Here is a 19642-nt window from a genome sequence, read left to right as displayed (position 1 = left end):
GCGACCCTGCCCTCGCACCTTATCCTTTAACTGATCCAGCCGTAATCCCCTGAATGATGTACTTCTGCATCAGCAGGAAGAAGATAATGATCGGCATGATGCCGAGCACAAGTGCCGGCAAGGCAAGATCCCATTGCTTCGTATATTGACCGAAGAGTGCAAAGGTCGCAATCGGGATCGTACGCAGGTTGGAGCTTTGCAGGATCAGGGATGGAAGCAGATAATCATTCCAGATCCAGAGTGTGTTCAGAATGATGACGGTTACATACATCGGTTTCATGAGTGGAAATACGATCCGGAAGAACACTCCGTAGACCGAGCTTCCATCCACACGAGCCGCTTCCTCAATCTCCAGTGGGACGGATTTTACGAATCCGTGGAACAGGAAGACAGACATCGGTGCCCCGAAACCGAGATAACAGATAATGAGGCCGCCAAGGCTGTCGATCAATCCCAGATTACTGGTTACAGTAACAAGTGGAATCATGATAGACTGGAACGGAATCACCATGGCGGCAATGAACATGCCGAACAAAATACGGTTGAACCGGGTATCGCTGCGGACCATTCGGTACGCGGCCATGGAACTGATCAGCACAAGCAACAGATTGCTGACCAAGGTAACGATAAGCGAGTTCATCAGCGCGGACGGGAAGTTAATTTTCTCCCAAGCGTTAGCATAATTGCCCCACTGAAATACTTCCGGCCATGCAGCCGAATTGGTGAGCAGATCACCGAAGGTTTTGACCGAATTCACGAACAGGAAGTAAAACGGAACCAGGAATAAAAGTCCAAGGAGTACCATGACAATCTCAGTTACAATGGTACTGAAGCGGTAATTTTTTGTCGTCTCCATTAGGCTTCTACCTCCTTGCTCTTCGTCAGACGTACCTGAATCATGGTGATGATGGCAACGATTATGAAGAACACGAGCGCTTTGGCGGTTCCGATGCCATATCTGTTATTTACAAAGGCTTCATTGTAAATATTAAGTGCAACCGACTCTGTTGATCCGAACGGTCCACCTTTGGTTAGCGACAGATTGAGATCGAACATTTTGAACGACCAGGAGATCGCCAGGAACAGACAGATCGTTACACCTGGCATAATGAGCGGAAGAATGATGCTCCGCAGTACCTGCCAGCGACTTGCGCCATCAATCTCGGCGGCTTCCAGCAGATCAGGGGATACATTTGTCAGAGATGAGATGTAGATAACCATCAGATATCCTGCGGTCTGCCATACAAACACAATCACGATTCCCCAGAAGGCGGTTGGTTCGTCTCCCAGCCAAGGAAGGTTGAAGAAGGACCAGCCGGTTACATCGCCTACTGCTGAAAACCCTTTCACAAATATGAACTGCCAGATAAAGCCGAGCAACAACCCACCGATCACGTTAGGCATAAAAAAGATCGTACGCAGAATGTTTCTCGTCTTGAGCGGTTTGGTCAGGAAATACGCCAGGAAAAAACCAATCACATTGGTCAGTACCACACCAACCACGGTGAAGCGTACCGTAAACCAAAACGCCGTTTGGAACTTGGGATCATTCGCAAAAACATGCACAAAGTTATCAAACCCTACCCAATTAATGTTCTCGGATACCCCGTTCCAATCCGTGAAGGAATACACCATGCCAAGCAGGAAAGGGACCACGATGATGAGAATAAAAAACACGATGGAGGGACCCACGAACACAAGCTGCTGTAACAGCTGTGAAGATTTGCGATGCTTCATATCGTTCTCCCCTTCTATAGATGGATGAAATTGGTCTCTTTTTCTATTAAACCCCATTATCGCCGAGGGAAACACCGACCCTTGTGAACAGTTGGGGGTAAAATATTGTCCTCTCTTAACCTGCAACCAGAAGGGGTGTTCCGATGTCCAAATACTACAGTATACGCACGAAATTAATTGCCTTTATGCTCATTGCTACCACACTTCCGCTGCTCGCGTCGATCAGCATGACGTTTATCCAGACCAAGACGGCCCTGCGGGAACAGGCTGTTGAAGAGAACAAACGCCTGATCTACCAAGCATCCACGAATCTCAATAACTATGTGGATAACGTGGCTAGAGCGTCACTCGCTGTGTATAACGACCCGAACTTTCTGCGTAACCTCGCGAAGATTCCTGGGGATTATCGTGCGGTGGCAGAAGTGTACACCACTTTGCAGACGATCCGCGCTGCTGTGCCGGATGTATTCCAGCTGTATTTACACTCATTTGCCGCCAATCAATCCACCTTAATTACCAATCCCTTTCCGAAGCGGGAGGAACGCAAACAGGCCTATTCCGGCTCCCTTCATGGAAAAACAGGCGGTGACAGCCCGGATATCTGGGTGGAATCGGCCCATATGAGTCACACGTACGGATTCAAGGCTGCCTCACCCGATGACCCTGCCAGAACGGTCATTACCCTGCATCGGGTGATCAAGGATATTCCGTCCACCGAGCGTCTGGGTGTACTCGCTATTGATCTGAATATGAATACCATTGCAGCAATCTGTAGCAGGCTGTATGATCCGGCTAAGGAACAGATCTATGTGGTGGATGGTCAGAATCAGATCATTTACCAAGGACGTTCCGAGGTTAATCATACGGATGCACTACGAGAGGAAACGGCTAGTGAACTGAATATCGCACGATCTGGCGCTGGTACAGCCCAGAATGTCGCAGGGCATTTTGAACAGGATCGATCCATGTTTGTATACCAGCAACTTGGCAGCACATACGCCGATTGGACCATCGTCAAACAGATTCCAAATGAGACGTTTTATGCCAGAGCGACCACACTTACGTGGAATAACGCAATGATTGCCATTGCGGCACTTGTATTAGTCATTGTTGCAACCTTATTCATCTCCATCCGAATCACCGGTCCACTCAAGCAACTCATGCGGTATATGAACCAGATTCAAGCCGGGCGTCTGCATGTGGATATCCATCTATCCAGTCGCGATGAATTCGGGGTGCTCGCTCGTCATTTCCGAGATATGATGGATACGGTAAATAATCTTATTTTGCGGGAATATCGACTCGAGATCGCCAATAAAACAAATCAACTCAAAGCGTTGCAAGCGCAGATTCATCCGCATTTTCTGTATAATACACTGCAATCGATCGGTACACTTGCCCTTCAACAGCAAGGACAACGGGCGTATACACTACTCTCTAGCCTGTCCAAAATGCTGCGCTACAGCATGCGGGATCAGACCTGCGTGACCTTACGCGAAGAGGCGGAGCATGCCCGATTATATCTGGAACTACAGCAGGAGCGGTTTGGTGACCGCCTTGAGGTGGATTTGGATTTTGCCGAAGATACCCTGTCTGTCGAAATGCCAAGAATGACGTTACAACCTTTAATTGAGAACTATTTCAAACATGGAGCAGATATTCAGCCTGGCAAAGGTCACATATCCCTATCCAGCCGCCGGATCAACGATCATTGGATTGAAATCGAACTGAATAATAACGGTCCCTCCATACCTGAAGAAAAATTACTGGAGATCTGCGGATGGCTACATCAAAGTCATACAACAACCGGGTTATCCACACAAGAATCCGACGAGTCTGAATCCATCGGTCTACGAAATGTAATACGCCGACTTCAATTGAACTCACATCCCGGTCACTCAGCCAGGCTTGAGATCAACAATCGGGAACCCAATGGTGTGAAGATCACGGTTAAACTATACGCGGGAGAGTGAACAACATGAAGGCACTGCTTGTAGATGATGAAAAACATGTCCGCGATGCCATAAGGTTGCTTGGTCATTGGGAAGAGTGTGGCATTGATACATTACTTGAAGCAGCAGACGGGGATGAAGCCATCGCCGCCATCACGGCACATCAACCTCAAATCATACTCAGTGACATGCGTATGCCGGGCAAGGACGGTATGGCATTGCTTGAATGGATATCGGCTCATACCCCGCACAGCAAGGTGCTGGTTATCAGTGGATATGATGATTTTGAACTCGTGAGGCATGCAATTAGACATGGTGGCACGGACTACCTCCTGAAACCTGTGGAAGCAGATGAGCTGAATGCATCTCTATTAAAGGCCGTTACAGCTTGGGAAGAGGAAGACGCCATTCGGATACAATCCACCAGGCAATCCATTGTTGTTAATCGAATGCGCCCCCACTACCAGGATCGTCTGCTCACCGAACTTGCCGTCGGAAGAGGCAGCAGCCCTTCTCACATGCAGCGATTGCAGGATGAGTTAAATCTCCCCTGCCTAATCCCTGTCTGTAGTGTCGCTGTCACCAGCCTGTCCCATCTGGATGCAGATTGTCTGGCAAAATACCGCAGTCAACCGGACCTGCTTGTGTTCTCGGTCCTCAATATCTGTGCCGAGATGTTATCCACACCAGACGAAGGCGTAATGTTTCGTCAGTTGGATCAACCGGACGAGATTGTTCTGCTGCATTGGGGTCCATCCACTTCATTGGAACATATTCTGGACAAGGTCAATCAGGGATTGGAACAGACGATTCAGCGCCGGCTTCATTTTGGCATCTCCACCTGTGAGTCCTACCCAGGCGGAATCTCAGCGGCCTATCTGGAAGCAAATTCAAGGTTGTGGCGACGTAATGCTGTGCAGATTAAACAGCGAATCCATGCCTCAGTGGAATCATCAAATGGAAATAAAATCAGGCGTTTAACCGCCCATGAAGAACCCCTGCGTATGGCAGCCATGAGTTGCCGGGCTTCCAGTGTATCTGCTGCGGTCGCCGAGTGGCTTGACCCGATTACTGATCTTGAGGTTGTCAGTGCTGAGCAGATCCAGCAATGGATCGATGAGCTGGAATGGATGCTGAGCCGCTGGCTTGATGATACGGCAGGTTCGTCATTCCACGAGGAAGAAGTGACGGAGGAACAGTCTATTCCCTTTGCCGAGTTACCTTTGGACGCTGAAGGACTGTTATCCTTCCCCCTGCTTCGTTCATTGTTGGAACAACGGCTGCTTGCCGCAGGAAAGGCGCTCACCGCTCATCACCACGCCAATCCTGATCCCATGAGTGAGATTGCACGTTATATGGACGCCCATTATCAGGAGGACCTGTCCTTACAGCAGATTGCTGCGCGTTTCTACCTGAGCCGGGAGTATATCTCACGCAAATTCAAACAGCAATTTGGTCTGAACTGGTCGGAATATCTGGGCAAACTGCGGATCAACAACGCCAAGCTGTTACTGCAAAATCCTTCCCTGCGTGTCGCCAAAATCTCGGAGATGGTTGGATTTCAGGATGAAAAGTATTTCAGCAAAGTGTTCAAAAAAATGGAGGGCATCACGCCAGCGGAATATCGTAAAACATTATTGGAGGCTGGTACGTAACGAGTATTTGATCCGAATTAAAAAGAGTACTCCCGGCATGACCCATCGGAAGTACTCTTTTTAATTTTACTTTTACAGAAAATAGCCTATATCATGACGATTTGTTGACTCTTTCTTTTCTAAGATAGGATACGATCCGAGAGATTGTACCTATTAAAATTACAGCCATAAATCCATAAGCCATATTATTTCCTGTCTTATGAGCTACTACGGGGAAATAGATGAGGCTGAACAGTAATAGGACAATATCCAGGTAGAACATAATCTTTCGATAAATAGGGATTCTCACCCCCCCTTTTATTTACCAAAAATGGTTTTATTAATTGTAATATATCATAACATAGATACACCCTAGTACGCTCACCGATCCCGCAAAATCACCGCAGGTACAAGTCGAATGTAGATTAATTCCCCTGCAAGCTCCACCATCGTCTGTGTAACGATGACTGCCGCTGCTATAGTTGCCCATTCTGGCGGGAGTGCCAGCGCCAGTGGCAGAACAACCAGCGAATTCCGTGTGGCTGAACTGAAAATCAACGCCCGCCCTGCACCTGGATTCAATCGAAATCCATTGGCAATGATCCGAGATATCCAAGGCATAATGATCAGAAAAGCAATGTAGATCGGGATCACGTTTACGATAATCGCCATATCATTGTAGACTTTGCCAATCTGGGAAGCGACAACCACGATCAGCGCAAGTGCCATCATCGGAACCGGGAGCCATGCCGTCGCATTTATGACCCGCTCCCCGCTCGCTTTACCTCTGGAGAAAACTTGTGTAACAACAGCGAGCAGCAGTGGAATAACGATGAGGAACAAAAAGGCCTCTACAAACGGCCCTACCTGCATGATCTGCGCCACCTCAGTACCCATCAATAGCCATAAATAAAACGGCAACAGGATCATTTGTATAACAAATAAAAGAGGTGTTGCGGCGAGCATCAGTTTCTCATTGCCCCTGCCGAGTTGTGTGAACACAATGACGTAATCAATACAGGGTGTTAACAGTACTAGATAGACTCCGATCAGAACGCCTGGTGATTGCGGAAAGACAAGTGTTAGCAACCATACAACTACAGGTACAACGATAAAATTAGCCACCAGTAGCGCCCCCATAAATCGAAGGTTGGACCAAGACTCTTTTAACTGTAAAAAGGGAATCTGTACAAACATGCTGTATAACAGAACGGCAAGAACCGGGGACACGGTGTAGTGTAAAACATTCCCCCATGCCGGATTACTCAGCCCTATCGCTGCTCCTACGAACAGTGCAACTACATAGAACCAGGTTTGCTGTTGCTCCATCGTTTCTCTTGTGAGCATTCTCTTCCTCCTCTTCCAGTGGGACATCGTGGGCATGGACATATTTCTGCTTCGTTTCGCGTACATTGGGACAGAGTACCGTTCCAACGTAGTGGCAGAGCACAAGGATCTGAAAGATCCAACTTGTGAATTTTTTGCGGCTGTTATTAGAATGTGCAAGAACTGGGTATATTCATTGTAGACTGACCCGTGGTTCATTCATTCGTTAAACCAAGGAGGAAACACAATGTCACGTAACAATCCGTACAAGTGGTTAAACGCCATTGGTTTTATCGCTGTAATTATCGTGAACTACCTCTCCAACGCGCTGCCGATCGGGGGCAAGACCAATAAAGAAGTATCGGATATGTATCCTGTGCTGCTCACACCTTCTGGCTATGCCTTCTCTATATGGGGTTTGATCTACTTGCTGTTGGCAGGGTTTGTGATCTATCAGTTCGTGCCCGCTTCCTGGAAAAGGGACTCGATTACCCGTCTAGGGTATTGGTTCCTGGCAAGCTGCGCTTTCAACGTAGCCTGGATTTTTGCTTTTCAAAACTTGCAGACCGGTCTCGCTTTACTGATTATTGTACTGCTTCTGTTGTGCCTGATCATGCTGTATGTAAAAACACGTACCATTACGGTTCCAACCACTGCTGAGATCTGGCTTGTAAAGCTGCCATTCAGCATCTATCTTGGATGGATTAGCGTGGCAACGATTGTCAATGCAGCTGTATTGTTATATAAAATTGGCTGGGATGGTTTTGGTATCAGCGAACCAACCTGGACGATCATTATGCTGATTGTCGGTATGGTGCTGGCTGTACTCGTTAGCTTCCGTTATCGCGATAGCATATACCCACTTGTATTCACATGGGCATATATCGCCATTGCACTTAAACAAAAGGATGTCACTTCCGTATATTATACGGCAATCATCATTGCGATCGTACTGGCCATCTACGCGGTATGGTTGTTCTTCGCCCGGAATCAGGATCGCGATTGAGTAGTTTCCATAACGCTTAAATATAACGAAAACACGTAACGCAAACAGCCGATTCTGGTCTTCGACCTGAAATCGGCTGTTTATGTATAAAAGAACGAATAGGTTGTCCTATTTCAGGGCAATAACTTCAATCTCAACCAGTGCATCTTTTGGCAAACGAGCAACTTCCACTGCACTGCGTGCAGGATAAGGCTGTTCGAAGAACGTGCTATACACTTCATTCACAGGAACGAAGTCGTTCATGTCTTTCAGGAACACCGTCGTTTTCACGATTTTATCCATACTTGTACCTGCTGCTTCAAGGATAGCCTTCACATTGCTCAAAGACAGACGTGTCTGCTCCTGTACATCTGCGCCAAACTCTCCCGTTTGAGGATTCAGACCAAGCTGTCCGGAAGTGTAGATGAAATCGCCTGCATCAACGGCTTGACTGTATGGACCAATGGCGCCTGGCGCCTGATCGGTAGAGATTGGTTTTTTCATGGACGAGTTCTCCTTTGTGTTCGTTATCCTGCTGCCGCATGGAGTCAGGGTTCGAACTCATTTTTGTTGCCTATTATACCACGATCTACCTCAAGCGAGAAACGCTCCTCACTAGCCACATGAAGTAAACAGCTCGTTCAAAGGTTTCTTAGCCCCCGTCCACACCAAGGACATGAATGACTTCATTTGAATACACATGGTTTCCCTTGGCTTGCACCAGCGCAATATTGGTCATGGCCTGTGCAATGGTTGCGGCGTGGACCGCCCGGTATTTGTCCACTCTGCCTTTCATCCAGCGATCCAGAAACTTCATGGCATAGGCAGCCATCTGCTCACCAAACCGCTTCTCGTTTCGATCTCCCAGAATCAAGGAAGGGCGGAAGATATGCAATGACGGAAAACCGATATCGGACAATGCATCCTCCATTTCCCCTTTGGTCCGACTGTAAAAGACACGGGAACCTGCACTCGCTCCCATGGAGGAGATCACCAGCATCTGTGATACACCATGTTGCTTCGCAATCGTAGCTGCACGAACCGGGTAATGATAATCCACCTGACGGAAATTGTCCTGACTGCCTGCTTTTTTGATCGTTGTCCCCAAACAACAGTACAGGTCATCGATTCCATCGAATAAGTGGTCTTGGCTCTCCAGCTGTTCCCAGTCCACCACATGCTGTTCCAGTTTGGGATGTTGTAGCTCAAGCGGACGTCTAACCAGAACGCGAACCAAGCTGTATGCCGGGTGCTCCAGCAGATTATGAACCAGTAATTCGCCTACAAGCCCGGTGGCTCCAATCACCATGGCTTTCCGTTCGAGACGATTCAAATACATCCCTCCACTTCGCCATCTTTTTTGAAGTCATACCAGATACATATGATCAATCTAAATATTTACAAGGTTGTTCTGTCATCGAAGTGCCAGTGTAAATATTCAATATCTATTTTAACAGTACACGACGTCCAAGGGTAAATGTCAGAATCAGCATCACGACACCAACCCCCATCTGAAATCCATAGGCTGAGATCCAGGCCAGCGCATCGGACCAGGTTTCCATCTTTTCATACAACCAGCCACCCAACAACGGCCCGAGAAACGAAGTGACTCCGGTCAGAGCCGAATACACCGCGACAAACATCGGTCTTTCACTTTTGGGTGTGTCTCCAATCGTAAAGTTAAATGCCAGCTGGTTGAATCCACCTACACCGATCCCAAGGAAGATATGAGATAGAAATAGTGCGATCAATACGGGCATGAACGACATTAACCCCCACGACAAACAGGAGAGTGCAATGACTGGCAATGTCCAAAATAGGAGGGTTTTGTTGCTGAATCTGGCATTCAGATTACCCCAAACATAGAACCCGGCCATCATGACCAGCGTCTGGACTACCGTGATCAGGGATACCGTCTGATAATTGATGTTCAATAAATCGAGCATAACATAGGAATAAAGCGGAACAATCAAGGTCTGGATCAATAACCATGAAGCCAGGAACAGCGTTGCTTTCAGAAAAGAACGATCCTGGAACGGCTTGATGAACATGCGCCAGAAAACCTTTTCGGTAGAACGTTCAAAGGGAACGTCCGGATAGAAGAAATAGATGACTGTATTGGCAATAGCACATATCCACACCGGAATAAACAGGATCAGAAAGCCCATTTCTCCCGGGTAACGGTCCAAAACAATACCGCCTGCAAATAAGCATACGCTTCCAAGAGCATTCAGAATCGTATTTCGAATTCCAAAATAACGCCCTCTCACCTTAGCAGGTACGATATCGCCAATCAGTGAAGTCCAGATCATACCGCCGATGGTATTTGATATAAAAGCAACCGTATACACGCCAATATATACACTTACCCACCACTCTTTGGGGAATATAAACGGGATCAGTCCCGTTGCACTCCACAAGATGCGATGTGTGCCCACAAATAACAGCAGCATGCGTTTACGACTGCGAATCCGCTGCATCCAGTAAGCTGCTCCGATCTGGGCAATGTTCACAAACGTCGTAATCGCGAGCACAAAGCCGATATGTCTCGACCCGGCCCCAAGGTACAGCAGAAATCCGGTTAAAAATGGGCCTCCCAGCAAGGTCTGTAAAATAATTGCCGGTACACCCTCCCATGTTGCAATCGATAAATTCGTGCGTTGTGTCGAACCCTTGCGCCGTGGTTTGCTTGCTAACGGGGGAGGGTTAACGTTGACCGTCTTCTGTATGGGGATACACTCCTTAGACCGGGTCTCAAAAGCCGGTCGATGCTAGTTGTCATCCCAAATTCTACTCACGGCGCGAAGGTTGTCAACTCATTTTTTCACGGTCCAACGGGAGATAGAGATAGAAGGTGCTTCCTTTACCTTCAGTGCTCTCAAGTTCAATCGATCCCCCCAGTAATCTCGCTAAATCCCGACTGATTGACAGGCCTAGTCCGGTACCGCCAAATTTTCGACTAATCGACCCGTCAGCCTGCTGAAATGCTTCAAATATGGAATGATGCTTGTCCTCAGAAATGCCAATGCCTGTGTCCTGAACGGAGAAAATAAGCCATCGATTCTGAATACCTGCATTCTTAATCTGCTTGGTGCTTACGGTCAGCGTGACCTTCCCCCGGTGAGTGAACTTGATGGCATTGGACATCAGATTCCGCAAAATCTGTTGAACCCGCTGGGGATCAGACCAGAGCGTCTCAGGCAGTCCCTGTTTTTTGTCCAGAACCAACTGAATTCCCTTTTTCTCGGCAACGAGTTGAAAGTGGCTCATGGCATCTTCTGTAAGTTGTGCAACACTGATATCCTCCAATACAATATCCAGCCGCCCCGCTTCTACTTTGGAGAGATCCAGAATATCGTTAATGAGCGTGAGCAGTTCCTGCCCGGAGTGGTCGATCATATTGGCAAAACGTACAATATCCTCCTGATCCATTGTGTCAGCGTTCTCACTGATCATCTGGGCAAAGTTAATGACACTGTTCAATGGTGTACGCAGTTCATGGGACATATTGGCGAGAAATTCGGATTTGTACTGTGAGGCAATCATCAATTGTTTCGCTCGATCCTCCAGTACAATCTGGGCTTTCTGTAACTCTTCCTTTTGCACAGATAAAAGCCGGTTTGTACTCTGGATCAGCAAAATTCGATTCTGTTCATTCTGAAAATCACGTAAAATAAATGCAAAAATAAGGCTCAGCAAAATGCCTGTAGGGAGTGTATAAGGCATAATATGTGAAAAGAAGTATGTAGCCGGGATCACACCAACGATAGCAATGTTTACACTATTGACCACATTGACGATAACTGTAACAAGGATTCCTTTAATAATCAGCCTGTAGTTGCTGCGTCTCATCCATATATTCAGACCTGCACATATCACGCCCAAAATAGACATGTTAAGTACTGCCGCCAATGTAGCATCCGTGATGCCAAAAGTCAGCCTCGACAGCCCAATTCCAATACCCACGATAATTACGCTATAGGGTTGTCTATACGTTAGAACGGCAACAATTAAAGGAACATATCGAAGATCAAAGACCACTTCATCGGTGAGTTGAAACCCAAAAACCGTACTGATCCAACCTGCAAAAATAAGGACAAGCACGGAACTAACCTGCTTCACTCGGGAAGAGGTACGTATTACGACATATTTATAGAACACACTAGCAAGATATGCAATGGTAATAAGCATCCCCATATTCAATACGAACATTTTTGAAAATTGCATTCACTCACTCCTGTTGAACCGACTTTACTGGCCAAATTACCTTCGTCCGTATGTGTCTCTATCATATCATGCCCATTGAAGCTTCGGCATTCCTTCTTCGTCAAAAAAATACACAAAAATACACAAATTAGGATTCAATTTGTGCGCTGGCCGTAGTAGAATATATTGTTGTTTAAATTTGAATTAGTTATTTGCTGGGGTCATGCTCCTAGGGAGCATGAATGAAAGGAGTAAGGTGTTGTGCAATTGTTAAAAAGCAAATCCTATTGGCTGTCATTGAGTTTAATGCTGTCTTTGGCCGTCATGGGGCTCTTCTATGATATTCTTAATAGTCCAGAACGCGGGTTCGTAGTGCTTGATTCGCCGCTCGACCGGATCATTCCCTACGTGCCTGGCATGTCCATTCCATATTTGGGCTGGTACCCGTTTGTATTCGGTGTGCTCGCTTACCTGTGTGCCAAAGATCGCCTGACGTATTACCGCGTCTTGTTATCCATGAATATCTGTGTCTGGATATGTTATCTGATCTACTTCAACTTTCAGACCATGGTACCGCGCCCGGAACTGACGGGTACTGGCCTGGGAGCATCTGTTCTCGGATGGCTCTATAGCCAGGATCGTCCTTATAATTGTTTTCCAAGTATTCATTCTCTTCACTCTTATCTGGTTATGCGTGCTGTTCTCTCGGTTCCAAGTATCCGCAAACCCATCAAGATTTTGGTCGCCGCCGGGGCAGCAACTATTATAGTATCCACGCTAATGATCAAACAACATGTGATCTATGACGCCTTGGGTGCAGTCATACTCGGCGAATGTGTTCTCACCATCATAACTGGCCTCGCTCTACACCGGAGACGCAGAAAAGAATCGAAGTGGACAGAGGGAATCAGCTGATCCCTCACTTCGATGGTTTCTGAAGATGCTGTTGTCGTCTCCATTCATCAATAAACAAACCTGCAAAATAGGGGTCCCATTGGGTCCCTTTTCCTTCTTCCAAAATGGTTAGCGCTTTCTCGTGACTCATCCCATTCCGATAGGGTCGATCAGACGTCATGGCATCAAAGGCATCCGCTACCGCAATGATGCGGCCAAAAAGGGGAATATCATCACCAGCCATCCCATCCGGGTATCCTTTGCCATCATATCTCTCATGGTGAGATCGTACACCAGGCAGAAAGTCAGCCATGGCATCAATGGGTTCTATCTGCAGCAAAATACTCTCTCCCTGCACGGGATGTGTCCGAATAATTGCAAATTCTTCATCGCTTAGTTTTCCATCCTTCAGCAGCACCTCATCAGGTATGCCGATTTTCCCGATATCATGAAGCAGGGCTGATTTGTACAATAAATCCGCCTGTTCCTCACTCATTCCGCTCAGCTTACCAATCATCAGCGAATACTCTGCCACACGCATGGAATGTCCTGCCGTGTACTTATCTCGGGCGTCTAAAGCAGCAGCCAGCGTAGAAAAATAACTTTGCAACAACTGTCGATTGCGTTCCTGTCTCATCTCCAGCCGATTAATCATCATATTAAAACCGGAGATCAGTGCCGAAAACTCATCCGCATATAGATCCGGAGCTCGTCTGCCAAGATCTCCCCCCTGAATTCGGTTCATCTCATGCGTCAGTTCAGCAACTGGATCACGAACATCACGAATCAACAGCCAGCTTCCCACCAGGGCAAACCCCGCGCCCAGAACAACGATGAGAATTCCCCACAGTATGTACTCTTTCGCAAATTCACTGTCCATATACTGAAGTCGGATATATGTAGCCAGGAAAAATAGAAATAGAGGAAATAAGCCAATCAGTGCCGTACTTAACTGAAATTTACGCTGGATCGATACCAGGATGCGCCCTCCCAGTGAAGGTTCCATCCCGTATTGGACTTTGCCTCGATGTCGAATCTCAAGTAAAAGGGGTCTAATCGCCCGCACCGTTAGGTAATACTCAATCAGCGCATGCATGATGGCAATCAGAAAGGCACACGCAGCGGCCACGACAGTATAGAAGTAAGGAAATTCAAGCCACCCTGTGGATATCATCCATATTGTTAATCCGGCTGCCGGAAGTGAGAAGCCAAGCATGTGCGGACCCATGATCCGATATATGGTCTGTCCCGGGAAACGATGAATTTTCTCATACATGTGGTTCAATTCGTCTCTCTCGTGGTGCTCGGAATTGAAAAATTGTCTTATGGGGCCAAGCTGTACCCACAGCGTAATTAATTCTGCAACCAGCATGAACAAGAGTGAAATCAGTACAATGAAGATGAGTCGAACAAATTGAATATTGGGTATTTGCAGAGTAGATACCATAACTACTGTACCGACAACAAAAACAGCTGCCAGTGAACCGATCAGATAATTGCGTATCAGGCGAAAGATAAATGAACGGTATGCTTCCAACTGAACCCCTCACTCTCTATGTGCAACCAGTTCTCCCTTGAGACACAGGGAGATTAAGGGTATTGCCTTCTATTTGTTTATCGGTTGCTCCGACTAAAAAAATTAATAAATTCCAATGGATGGGCATCAAAACTGGAAAACACAAAAAGGCTACTCCACGACGGAGCAGCCTTTGGTGTTATATCCTATATTTATCCTTTAATCTTGGCAGCCAGAATCATTGTACCGCGCGGCTCATCTCCCATTGCATCCGGTTCAAGCGTGATGGCAACCGTATCATAGTCGTTGGCCGAATCCAATGTGTAGTATACTGCTCCCGTTCCGTCACGACTAAGGAAAGTACCCGCATTCTGAGGGGTATCTCCTTTGATCAACCAGACCTGAAAAGCCTCGTTGCCTTCCAGGTTCGGCAGGTTCTCAGCCTGCACAACCAGGTGAGTGCCTTTGCTGTCAATAACGATGGTTGCGAGACCCTGAGCTACAATGTCCTGCGTTGCAGGATTCAGCTTCACTGCCTCGCCGGTCTTCATGCCCTGTGCGGGCTTCAGAGCTGATGCCAGCTGCTCTTGCAGCTGTGCATTCTGCGCCTGTGCCTGCACCAGTTGCTCTTGCGTAGCCGACGAGCCCGCCGCTTGCTGCGTCAGCGAGTCGATCTGGCTCCGCAGCTGCGCCGTGTACACGCCCAGCAACAGTGCCGCGGCCGCAAGGCCGGCACTAGCTATGCGCCAGGCGCTGCTGCTGCGCGCACGCGCGCGCGCTTGTGGCTGCCATGGCTGTGCCTGGGCAGCCTCTTCCACCCGGGCCGCACGTTTGTGCTGCGGCGCAAGATCCTCCTGAAGCACCACGGGTGCTTCAGGCTCTGCAGGAGTAGCCGCTGGCTTCGCCTCGGCGCTCTCCTGCGCATGTCCGAGCACGTTGCCCAGCACACGTGCTCGCATGCCTTGCGGCGGTGCTACAGGTTCCGCCGCAAGTGGCAGGAAGCCAGTCACTTCCTGCAATTCCCTTACCTCCTGGCGGCAAGGTTCGCAAGTTGCCATATGCGCTTCAAACGCCGCCACTTCCTCTGCTTCCAGTCCGCCCAGCACATACATCGGTGCCAGATCAGACCACTCCTCATGTCGTTCTATCATGGATGTATGCCCTCCCTTCCCGCGTCCGGATGCAATTCAGCATCGGCCAGCAACTTTTGGAGCTGTCGCATGGCAAGCCTGACACGGCTCTTTACTGTACCCAGCGGAATCCCGAATCGGCTGGATACTTCCTGCTGGGTTAATCCCGCATAATAAATCGATTCTATAACTTGTTGCTGATCACCGTTCAATTGGGACAACGCCTCTTTAATCCGGGTACCTTCCCATTTACGCTGCACTTCTTCTTCCGTGTTTGTATGTTCATCGGCATAGGCCGCCAGTGTCTCGTGTTCAACTGAAGTAGTCGCTGCCCCTTTTGATTTCCGCCTCAGCATGTCCACTGCAATGTTACGCGTAATCGCAAACATCCATGTGGTCAGCTTCCCCTGTGAGGCATCGTATCGTTCAGCATTATTCCAGACCCGCATAAAAAGTTCCTGAACGGTCTCTTCTGCCGTCATGGGATCACCAACGATCCGGTAGGCAAAAGAATACACCGCTCGCTCATAACGGTCATATAAAAGCTCAAGTGCGGAGGAATCACGTTCCGCGATCTGCCGCATTAACCTGCTGTCCTCCATCGATTCAGTCATGCGAGGGCCCCTTTCTGTTTCTTCCCTCTTATTATAACCTACGCAGAAACTTTTGAAGAGGATTACCCCTATGAAGAAATAGTTTGAAAATTTTTCTGTATCTTTTCAAACTAACCTTTCACTTTTTAACATAAAAACAGTCCGAATACATGTTTCTCTGGTCGCGCTTTCCTTTTTATTGCAGAAAATTACAACCTGTGGTACACTATAAGAGTTGTATTAAACAACCTCATATGATTTCTGTCTTCTTTAAACCCCGGAATATTTTCTTCATGCTGCGACCGCAGCGAACTATAAGCACAATTAACCTATGAAGATTGAAGAACCTGAATCACAATAACCCGGTAGTACAGAGTTTCACAAGATGTTCCCATTCACACTGGCGCGGTCATCGGAGCCGCAAGGACAAAAGAGAGGTAGGGCTTTTGTTGTTTTGGATATCACTTATTCTTGAGAAGATTGAAAACATACACAAAGCACCCGGAATTGGGTTCCGGGTGTTTATCCATGTCTACATATCCAATTTAGTAACATCTACAGACTGTCGGACACCGTTCCTACATTAAGAAAAGTCCTCCTTTCACTTATCAGACTAACCAGATAAATTCGGCTCTGCTTTTAAAACTTTTCCATTCTCCCACTGACTGCACTCCTCGATACTTCCTTACTTCTCCAATTGTGCAAATAACTTCGGCCTCTAAAGCAAATGTTAACGCTCACCAGACGCTAACGAATCCTGCACACCTTATATTGGGGATTTCTGTGCTATGTAAAATCTAACGAATCTCAGCCACGTTAATCCATGTCACTTCATGAATATAAGCTCCAAACATGCCCAAATTGAGGAAATAAAACGTCTACGATTCGTTAAACTTTTGAAATGGCAAAAATGCATGGAATAGCGTCTGTGGAGTTCGTTAAAGAAAGTAATCCCAACGCTCCTTCACTTCTAATAAAAAAGGGACACCGCAGGATGGAATCCTACGCTGTCCCTTTCTGAATCATAGGTACGTTATGCCCCAACATGGAACTCAGACTTCGGAGTTTATTTAGAGCATCTATCACAACGATCCACGATCAGCAAAGTCCCCTTGCACTCACAAATCCTTAGATAAACATCGTTTTGGAGATGATGACCAGCAAGATGAACAGTACGAGGATCGTACCCATGGAACCCCAGCTTCCGCCGCCATGACCATAGGATACTCCACAACCCTGTTGATAACCGTGCATCATTGGAGCCTGATTGGCATGGTGTCCGTATCCATAGCCATATCCCATTGGCATTGTTCCACAACCATATCCATACCCATGCATTTCATGACCTGTGTATTGGTATCCTTGCATATGCTCATAACCTCCCATATGTCCGTATACGTGTCCCTGTCCGTTCGGTGAATTCGGTTTTACTTCGCTCATTGTTCATTCCTCCTTAACATTTGCCTACACCCCTAAGCTATGTATTATGCCTACCTCTGGACCGGGCTATCGCCCTCATTTTGACAAAATGGGCTTTTAGCCATGAGGTACCCTCCCCATTTTCGAAGCATACTCCGCTCAACCACAAGCTATCTTAGCTTCCTATCTCTCCACCATGCTTGTCCTCTAGAAAAAAAACCCCACCGGTTGCCCGGCAGAGCTCGCCATATTATACCCAGAAAGATTTAGTGATGATTACGAGAAGAATGAACAGAACCAGGATTGCTCCAGTCGATGTCCAGCCGCCGTATCCTACGCCTTCAACTACGTTGCTCATGCAGAACCCTCCTTTACAAATATATTAGGGTCCAAGCGGTTTATTAGATCAAGAATGCTTTAGAGATGATGACCAACAAGATAAAGAGAACCAAGATCGCGCCAGTCGATGTCCATGCGCCGCCGTATCCACCTACTACTCCACTCATGTAAACCCCTCCTTTGATTTGAGGTACAGTTCACTATATGCACCAATCACACATGGGACCGGGCTCAGGTCGAAAATGGGCTGTTTTTTTCCACCGACTATTCGTTAATTTCACCTACACAAAGGGTTAGTTCTTAAGTCGGAATGTTATGTTCAAATATGTTTAAGTCATAAATAAATCCCACGGTTATATCAACCAAATGTATGTACTATCGTTCAAAATGGATAACCATACGGTATATTATTAGCTTTTAACTTGTTAAATACAGATAAATTACCTTTTTAGTAATTATGAATACTGAAATCTTTATTTATGTTATTATTTTACTAATAAAGTAGAAAGGAGTTTCTATGCTCACGACCTAAACTAGATTATCCCAAACGAAATGATGACCTTAGAAAAAATCCCAACCGATGGGAAGCACATTAGGAGAAATTAGACATAATGAAGAAACTTATTACGATTTTGGCATTAGCCACATTGCTTAGTGCTTGTGGTAATTCAGAAAAAAACACAACAACCAATAGCCAAACGACCGAAGCATCCAAGGCAACTGAAACTGTCTCATCAGAAGCTAAAGCTACGAAATACACTACATATAGTGGAGAAGGATTTTCTTTTGCATATCCTGAATCCTGGAAAAGCGTAGATACAAGTCAAATGAATGCTCCATCCATTAAAGCTGCTTTTTCAGACCAATCTTCATCAGTCACATTTGCAGATAATATGAATCTGACGATTGAGGCCAGCTCAACCGGTTCAATTAATCCTGAAGAATACGCCAATAATATAGTGGATTATTACACACAAAGCGGTTCAAGCATCGGCATTTCCGATTATAAAAAAACCAGCTACACAAACAAGCCTTATAAAGAATATAGCGCTGGTGTCTTGGAAGGAGCCTATAAGCATTCCTCGGGTACAGATGTTATCCTTGTGCAGTATCTGATTCCGACCAATACAGAACTCTATACCATGACGTTAACCTACGCCAAGGATACTTATAATCAGGATGAGATCAAAGATATCCTTGATTCCCTGAGCATTACTGCTCCGCTGGAGCAAACAGCACCAACTGCAACAACTGGAAATTCATCTGTTACGGCATCAGCTGCGGATTTCTTTAATGAGTTAACTCCGTACATTACAGAAGACACAGCCTTTATGGAGCAGGCATCTTATGATTTCTTTGGTAAACATAACGATGTATTCCCGGCCATTACGACAGAACTAAGCAAAAAGGTACAGGGGCTCGTTGACTCCAATGTAACGACCCGTCATCTGAATAAAAATGTAGGCAACTATTACAATACTTTCGTACAAGTTAACGGGGAAGTCATTTCCGTTGAAGAAGATAGCTCTCTCGGAGCAACCTTCTCTATCGTTCATGTCATGGATGAGAACGGAAACGATATTATAGCGTTGTACCCTGCAACGACTGGAGATCTGCTTGACGGTGATTATGCCACTGTTATCGGTGCGCCAATTACCAACTTCTCTTTTGAAAATGTTGGCGGTGGTTACACCAACGCCACTTTGATTGGAGCCTCATTGGTAGTTGCAGATTAATTAAAATGTTAAATGAGTATACAAAAAGACCAGCTTAATGAACGTTAAGTGGTATTATCCCCTTTAAGTAGACACTTGAAAAAACCTTCATGTTATCATGAGGGTTCAAGTGACACTTGGAGGGGATATTTTTATGGCCAAAAAAGGACAAACATTTCACACGTATACCGAAGAA

General features: G+C 46.6%; 18 protein-coding genes. 5 read left to right on the top strand and 13 right to left on the bottom strand.

Annotation, left to right across the window (positions count from 1 at the left end):
- Positions 1-19: 19 nt before the first annotated feature.
- Together CXK86_RS29710 and CXK86_RS29705 are read right to left on the bottom strand one after the other, a co-directional pair.
- Positions 20-856 (bottom strand): carbohydrate ABC transporter permease, encoded by an 837-nt coding sequence (locus CXK86_RS29710; RefSeq protein WP_076254678.1) that lies wholly within the window; start codon positions 854-856, stop codon positions 20-22.
- Entirely contained in the window at positions 856-1737 is an 882-nt protein-coding gene (locus tag CXK86_RS29705; protein WP_076254676.1) for a carbohydrate ABC transporter permease, read from the bottom strand. The genes CXK86_RS29710 and CXK86_RS29705 overlap by 1 nt, the downstream gene beginning before the upstream one ends.
- A 143-nt stretch (positions 1738-1880) precedes the next feature.
- On the opposite strand from CXK86_RS29705, the gene CXK86_RS29700 reads away from it, so the two are divergent.
- Positions 1881-3710, top strand: coding sequence for a sensor histidine kinase (locus CXK86_RS29700; protein ID WP_076254674.1), 1830 nt, complete (start codon positions 1881-1883; stop codon positions 3708-3710).
- Between the two features lie 5 nt (positions 3711-3715).
- Positions 3716-5344 (top strand): response regulator, encoded by a 1629-nt coding sequence (locus CXK86_RS29695; protein WP_076254673.1) that lies wholly within the window; start codon positions 3716-3718, stop codon positions 5342-5344.
- Positions 5345-5704: 360 nt separating this feature from the next.
- Here the strand turns inward: CXK86_RS29695 and CXK86_RS29690 are convergent, their stop codons facing one another.
- A complete protein-coding gene (locus tag CXK86_RS29690; protein WP_076254671.1) occupies positions 5705-6670 on the bottom strand; it encodes an arsenic resistance protein in 966 nt (321 codons plus the stop codon).
- Between the two features lie 226 nt (positions 6671-6896).
- Here CXK86_RS29690 and CXK86_RS29685 point away from each other — a divergent pair, with 226 nt between their 5' ends.
- On the top strand, positions 6897-7655 hold the full coding sequence (locus tag CXK86_RS29685) for a tryptophan-rich sensory protein (RefSeq protein WP_017690869.1): 759 nt from the start codon (positions 6897-6899) through the stop codon (positions 7653-7655).
- Between the two features lie 108 nt (positions 7656-7763).
- Here the strand turns inward: CXK86_RS29685 and CXK86_RS29680 are convergent, their stop codons facing one another.
- The 4 genes from CXK86_RS29680 to CXK86_RS29665 all read right to left on the bottom strand — a co-directional run bounded on the left by CXK86_RS29680 (position 7764) and on the right by CXK86_RS29665 (position 11861).
- Positions 7764-8138: a RidA family protein gene (locus CXK86_RS29680; protein WP_017690870.1), complete on the bottom strand. Its 375-nt coding sequence runs from the start codon at positions 8136-8138 to the stop codon at positions 7764-7766.
- 148 nt (positions 8139-8286) lie between these two features.
- Positions 8287-8973, bottom strand: coding sequence for an oxidoreductase (locus tag CXK86_RS29675; protein WP_076254669.1), 687 nt, complete (start codon positions 8971-8973; stop codon positions 8287-8289).
- 106 nt (positions 8974-9079) lie between these two features.
- The gene (locus tag CXK86_RS29670) at positions 9080-10237 is read right to left on the bottom strand and encodes an MFS transporter (RefSeq protein ID WP_235193865.1); all 1158 of its coding nucleotides are present in this window, start codon (positions 10235-10237) and stop codon (positions 9080-9082) included.
- A 208-nt stretch (positions 10238-10445) separates the two neighbouring features.
- A complete protein-coding gene (locus CXK86_RS29665; RefSeq protein ID WP_076254668.1) occupies positions 10446-11861 on the bottom strand; it encodes a sensor histidine kinase in 1416 nt (471 codons plus the stop codon).
- Between the two features lie 240 nt (positions 11862-12101).
- On the opposite strand from CXK86_RS29665, the gene CXK86_RS29660 reads away from it, so the two are divergent.
- Positions 12102-12755 (top strand): phosphatase PAP2 family protein, encoded by a 654-nt coding sequence (locus tag CXK86_RS29660; protein WP_036607365.1) that lies wholly within the window; start codon positions 12102-12104, stop codon positions 12753-12755.
- 4 nt (positions 12756-12759) lie between these two features.
- Here CXK86_RS29660 and CXK86_RS29655 read toward each other — a convergent pair whose 3' ends face one another.
- The 6 genes from CXK86_RS29655 to CXK86_RS32465 form a co-directional block, all read right to left on the bottom strand.
- Positions 12760-14271 carry an HD domain-containing phosphohydrolase gene (locus CXK86_RS29655; protein ID WP_036672104.1) on the bottom strand — a complete coding sequence of 504 codons (1512 nt, stop codon included), beginning with the start codon at positions 14269-14271 and terminating at the stop codon, positions 12760-12762.
- Between the two features lie 191 nt (positions 14272-14462).
- Positions 14463-15401 carry an anti-sigma factor gene (locus tag CXK86_RS29650; protein ID WP_076254666.1) on the bottom strand — a complete coding sequence of 313 codons (939 nt, stop codon included), beginning with the start codon at positions 15399-15401 and terminating at the stop codon, positions 14463-14465.
- The gene (locus tag CXK86_RS29645; protein WP_076254664.1) at positions 15398-15994 is read right to left on the bottom strand and encodes an RNA polymerase sigma factor; all 597 of its coding nucleotides are present in this window, start codon (positions 15992-15994) and stop codon (positions 15398-15400) included. The genes CXK86_RS29650 and CXK86_RS29645 overlap by 4 nt, the downstream gene beginning before the upstream one ends.
- A gap of 1107 nt (positions 15995-17101) precedes the next feature.
- A complete protein-coding gene (locus CXK86_RS32845) occupies positions 17102-17413 on the bottom strand; it encodes a hypothetical protein (protein ID WP_017690878.1) in 312 nt (103 codons plus the stop codon).
- A gap of 229 nt (positions 17414-17642) precedes the next feature.
- On the bottom strand, positions 17643-17750 hold the full coding sequence (locus tag CXK86_RS32470) for a hypothetical protein (RefSeq protein ID WP_017690879.1): 108 nt from the start codon (positions 17748-17750) through the stop codon (positions 17643-17645).
- 43 nt (positions 17751-17793) lie between these two features.
- Positions 17794-17898 (bottom strand): hypothetical protein, encoded by a 105-nt coding sequence (locus tag CXK86_RS32465; protein WP_017690880.1) that lies wholly within the window; start codon positions 17896-17898, stop codon positions 17794-17796.
- Positions 17899-18342: 444 nt separating this feature from the next.
- Here CXK86_RS32465 and CXK86_RS29635 point away from each other — a divergent pair, with 444 nt between their 5' ends.
- A complete protein-coding gene (locus CXK86_RS29635) occupies positions 18343-19467 on the top strand; it encodes a PsbP-related protein (protein ID WP_076254662.1) in 1125 nt (374 codons plus the stop codon).
- Positions 19468-19642 lie beyond the last annotated feature (175 nt).

Source organism: Paenibacillus sp. BGI2013, assembly GCF_002843485.1.
GTDB lineage: Bacteria > Bacillota > Bacilli > Paenibacillales > Paenibacillaceae > Paenibacillus > Paenibacillus amylolyticus.
The sequence above is the reverse complement of the archived record's forward strand: the minus strand, read 5'-3'. Positions and strand labels throughout refer to the sequence as shown.

Bases quoted from the DNA above. Each gene is read 5' to 3' on its own strand.
- CXK86_RS29650 (WP_076254666.1), bottom strand. From the start codon at position 15,401: ATGATAGAACGACATGAGGAGTGGTCTGATCTGGCACCGATGTATGTG.
- CXK86_RS29675 (WP_076254669.1), bottom strand. From the start codon at position 8,973: ATGTATTTGAATCGTCTCGAACGGAAAGCCATGGTGATTGGAGCCACC.
- CXK86_RS29645 (WP_076254664.1), bottom strand. From the start codon at position 15,994: ATGACTGAATCGATGGAGGACAGCAGGTTAATGCGGCAGATCGCGGAA.
- CXK86_RS29710 (WP_076254678.1), bottom strand. From the start codon at position 856: ATGGAGACGACAAAAAATTACCGCTTCAGTACCATTGTAACTGAGATT.
- CXK86_RS29705 (WP_076254676.1), bottom strand. From the start codon at position 1,737: ATGAAGCATCGCAAATCTTCACAGCTGTTACAGCAGCTTGTGTTCGTG.
- CXK86_RS29690 (WP_076254671.1), bottom strand. From the start codon at position 6,670: ATGCTCACAAGAGAAACGATGGAGCAACAGCAAACCTGGTTCTATGTA.
- CXK86_RS29680 (WP_017690870.1), bottom strand. From the start codon at position 8,138: ATGAAAAAACCAATCTCTACCGATCAGGCGCCAGGCGCCATTGGTCCA.
- CXK86_RS29695 (WP_076254673.1), top strand. From the start codon at position 3,716: ATGAAGGCACTGCTTGTAGATGATGAAAAACATGTCCGCGATGCCATA.
- CXK86_RS32470 (WP_017690879.1), bottom strand. From the start codon at position 17,750: ATGAGCAACGTAGTTGAAGGCGTAGGATACGGCGGCTGGACATCGACT.
- CXK86_RS29685 (WP_017690869.1), top strand. From the start codon at position 6,897: ATGTCACGTAACAATCCGTACAAGTGGTTAAACGCCATTGGTTTTATC.
- CXK86_RS32465 (WP_017690880.1), bottom strand. From the start codon at position 17,898: ATGAGTGGAGTAGTAGGTGGATACGGCGGCGCATGGACATCGACTGGC.
- CXK86_RS32845 (WP_017690878.1), bottom strand. From the start codon at position 17,413: ATGAGCGAAGTAAAACCGAATTCACCGAACGGACAGGGACACGTATAC.
- CXK86_RS29635 (WP_076254662.1), top strand. From the start codon at position 18,343: ATGAAGAAACTTATTACGATTTTGGCATTAGCCACATTGCTTAGTGCT.
- CXK86_RS29665 (WP_076254668.1), bottom strand. From the start codon at position 11,861: ATGCAATTTTCAAAAATGTTCGTATTGAATATGGGGATGCTTATTACC.
- CXK86_RS29700 (WP_076254674.1), top strand. From the start codon at position 1,881: ATGTCCAAATACTACAGTATACGCACGAAATTAATTGCCTTTATGCTC.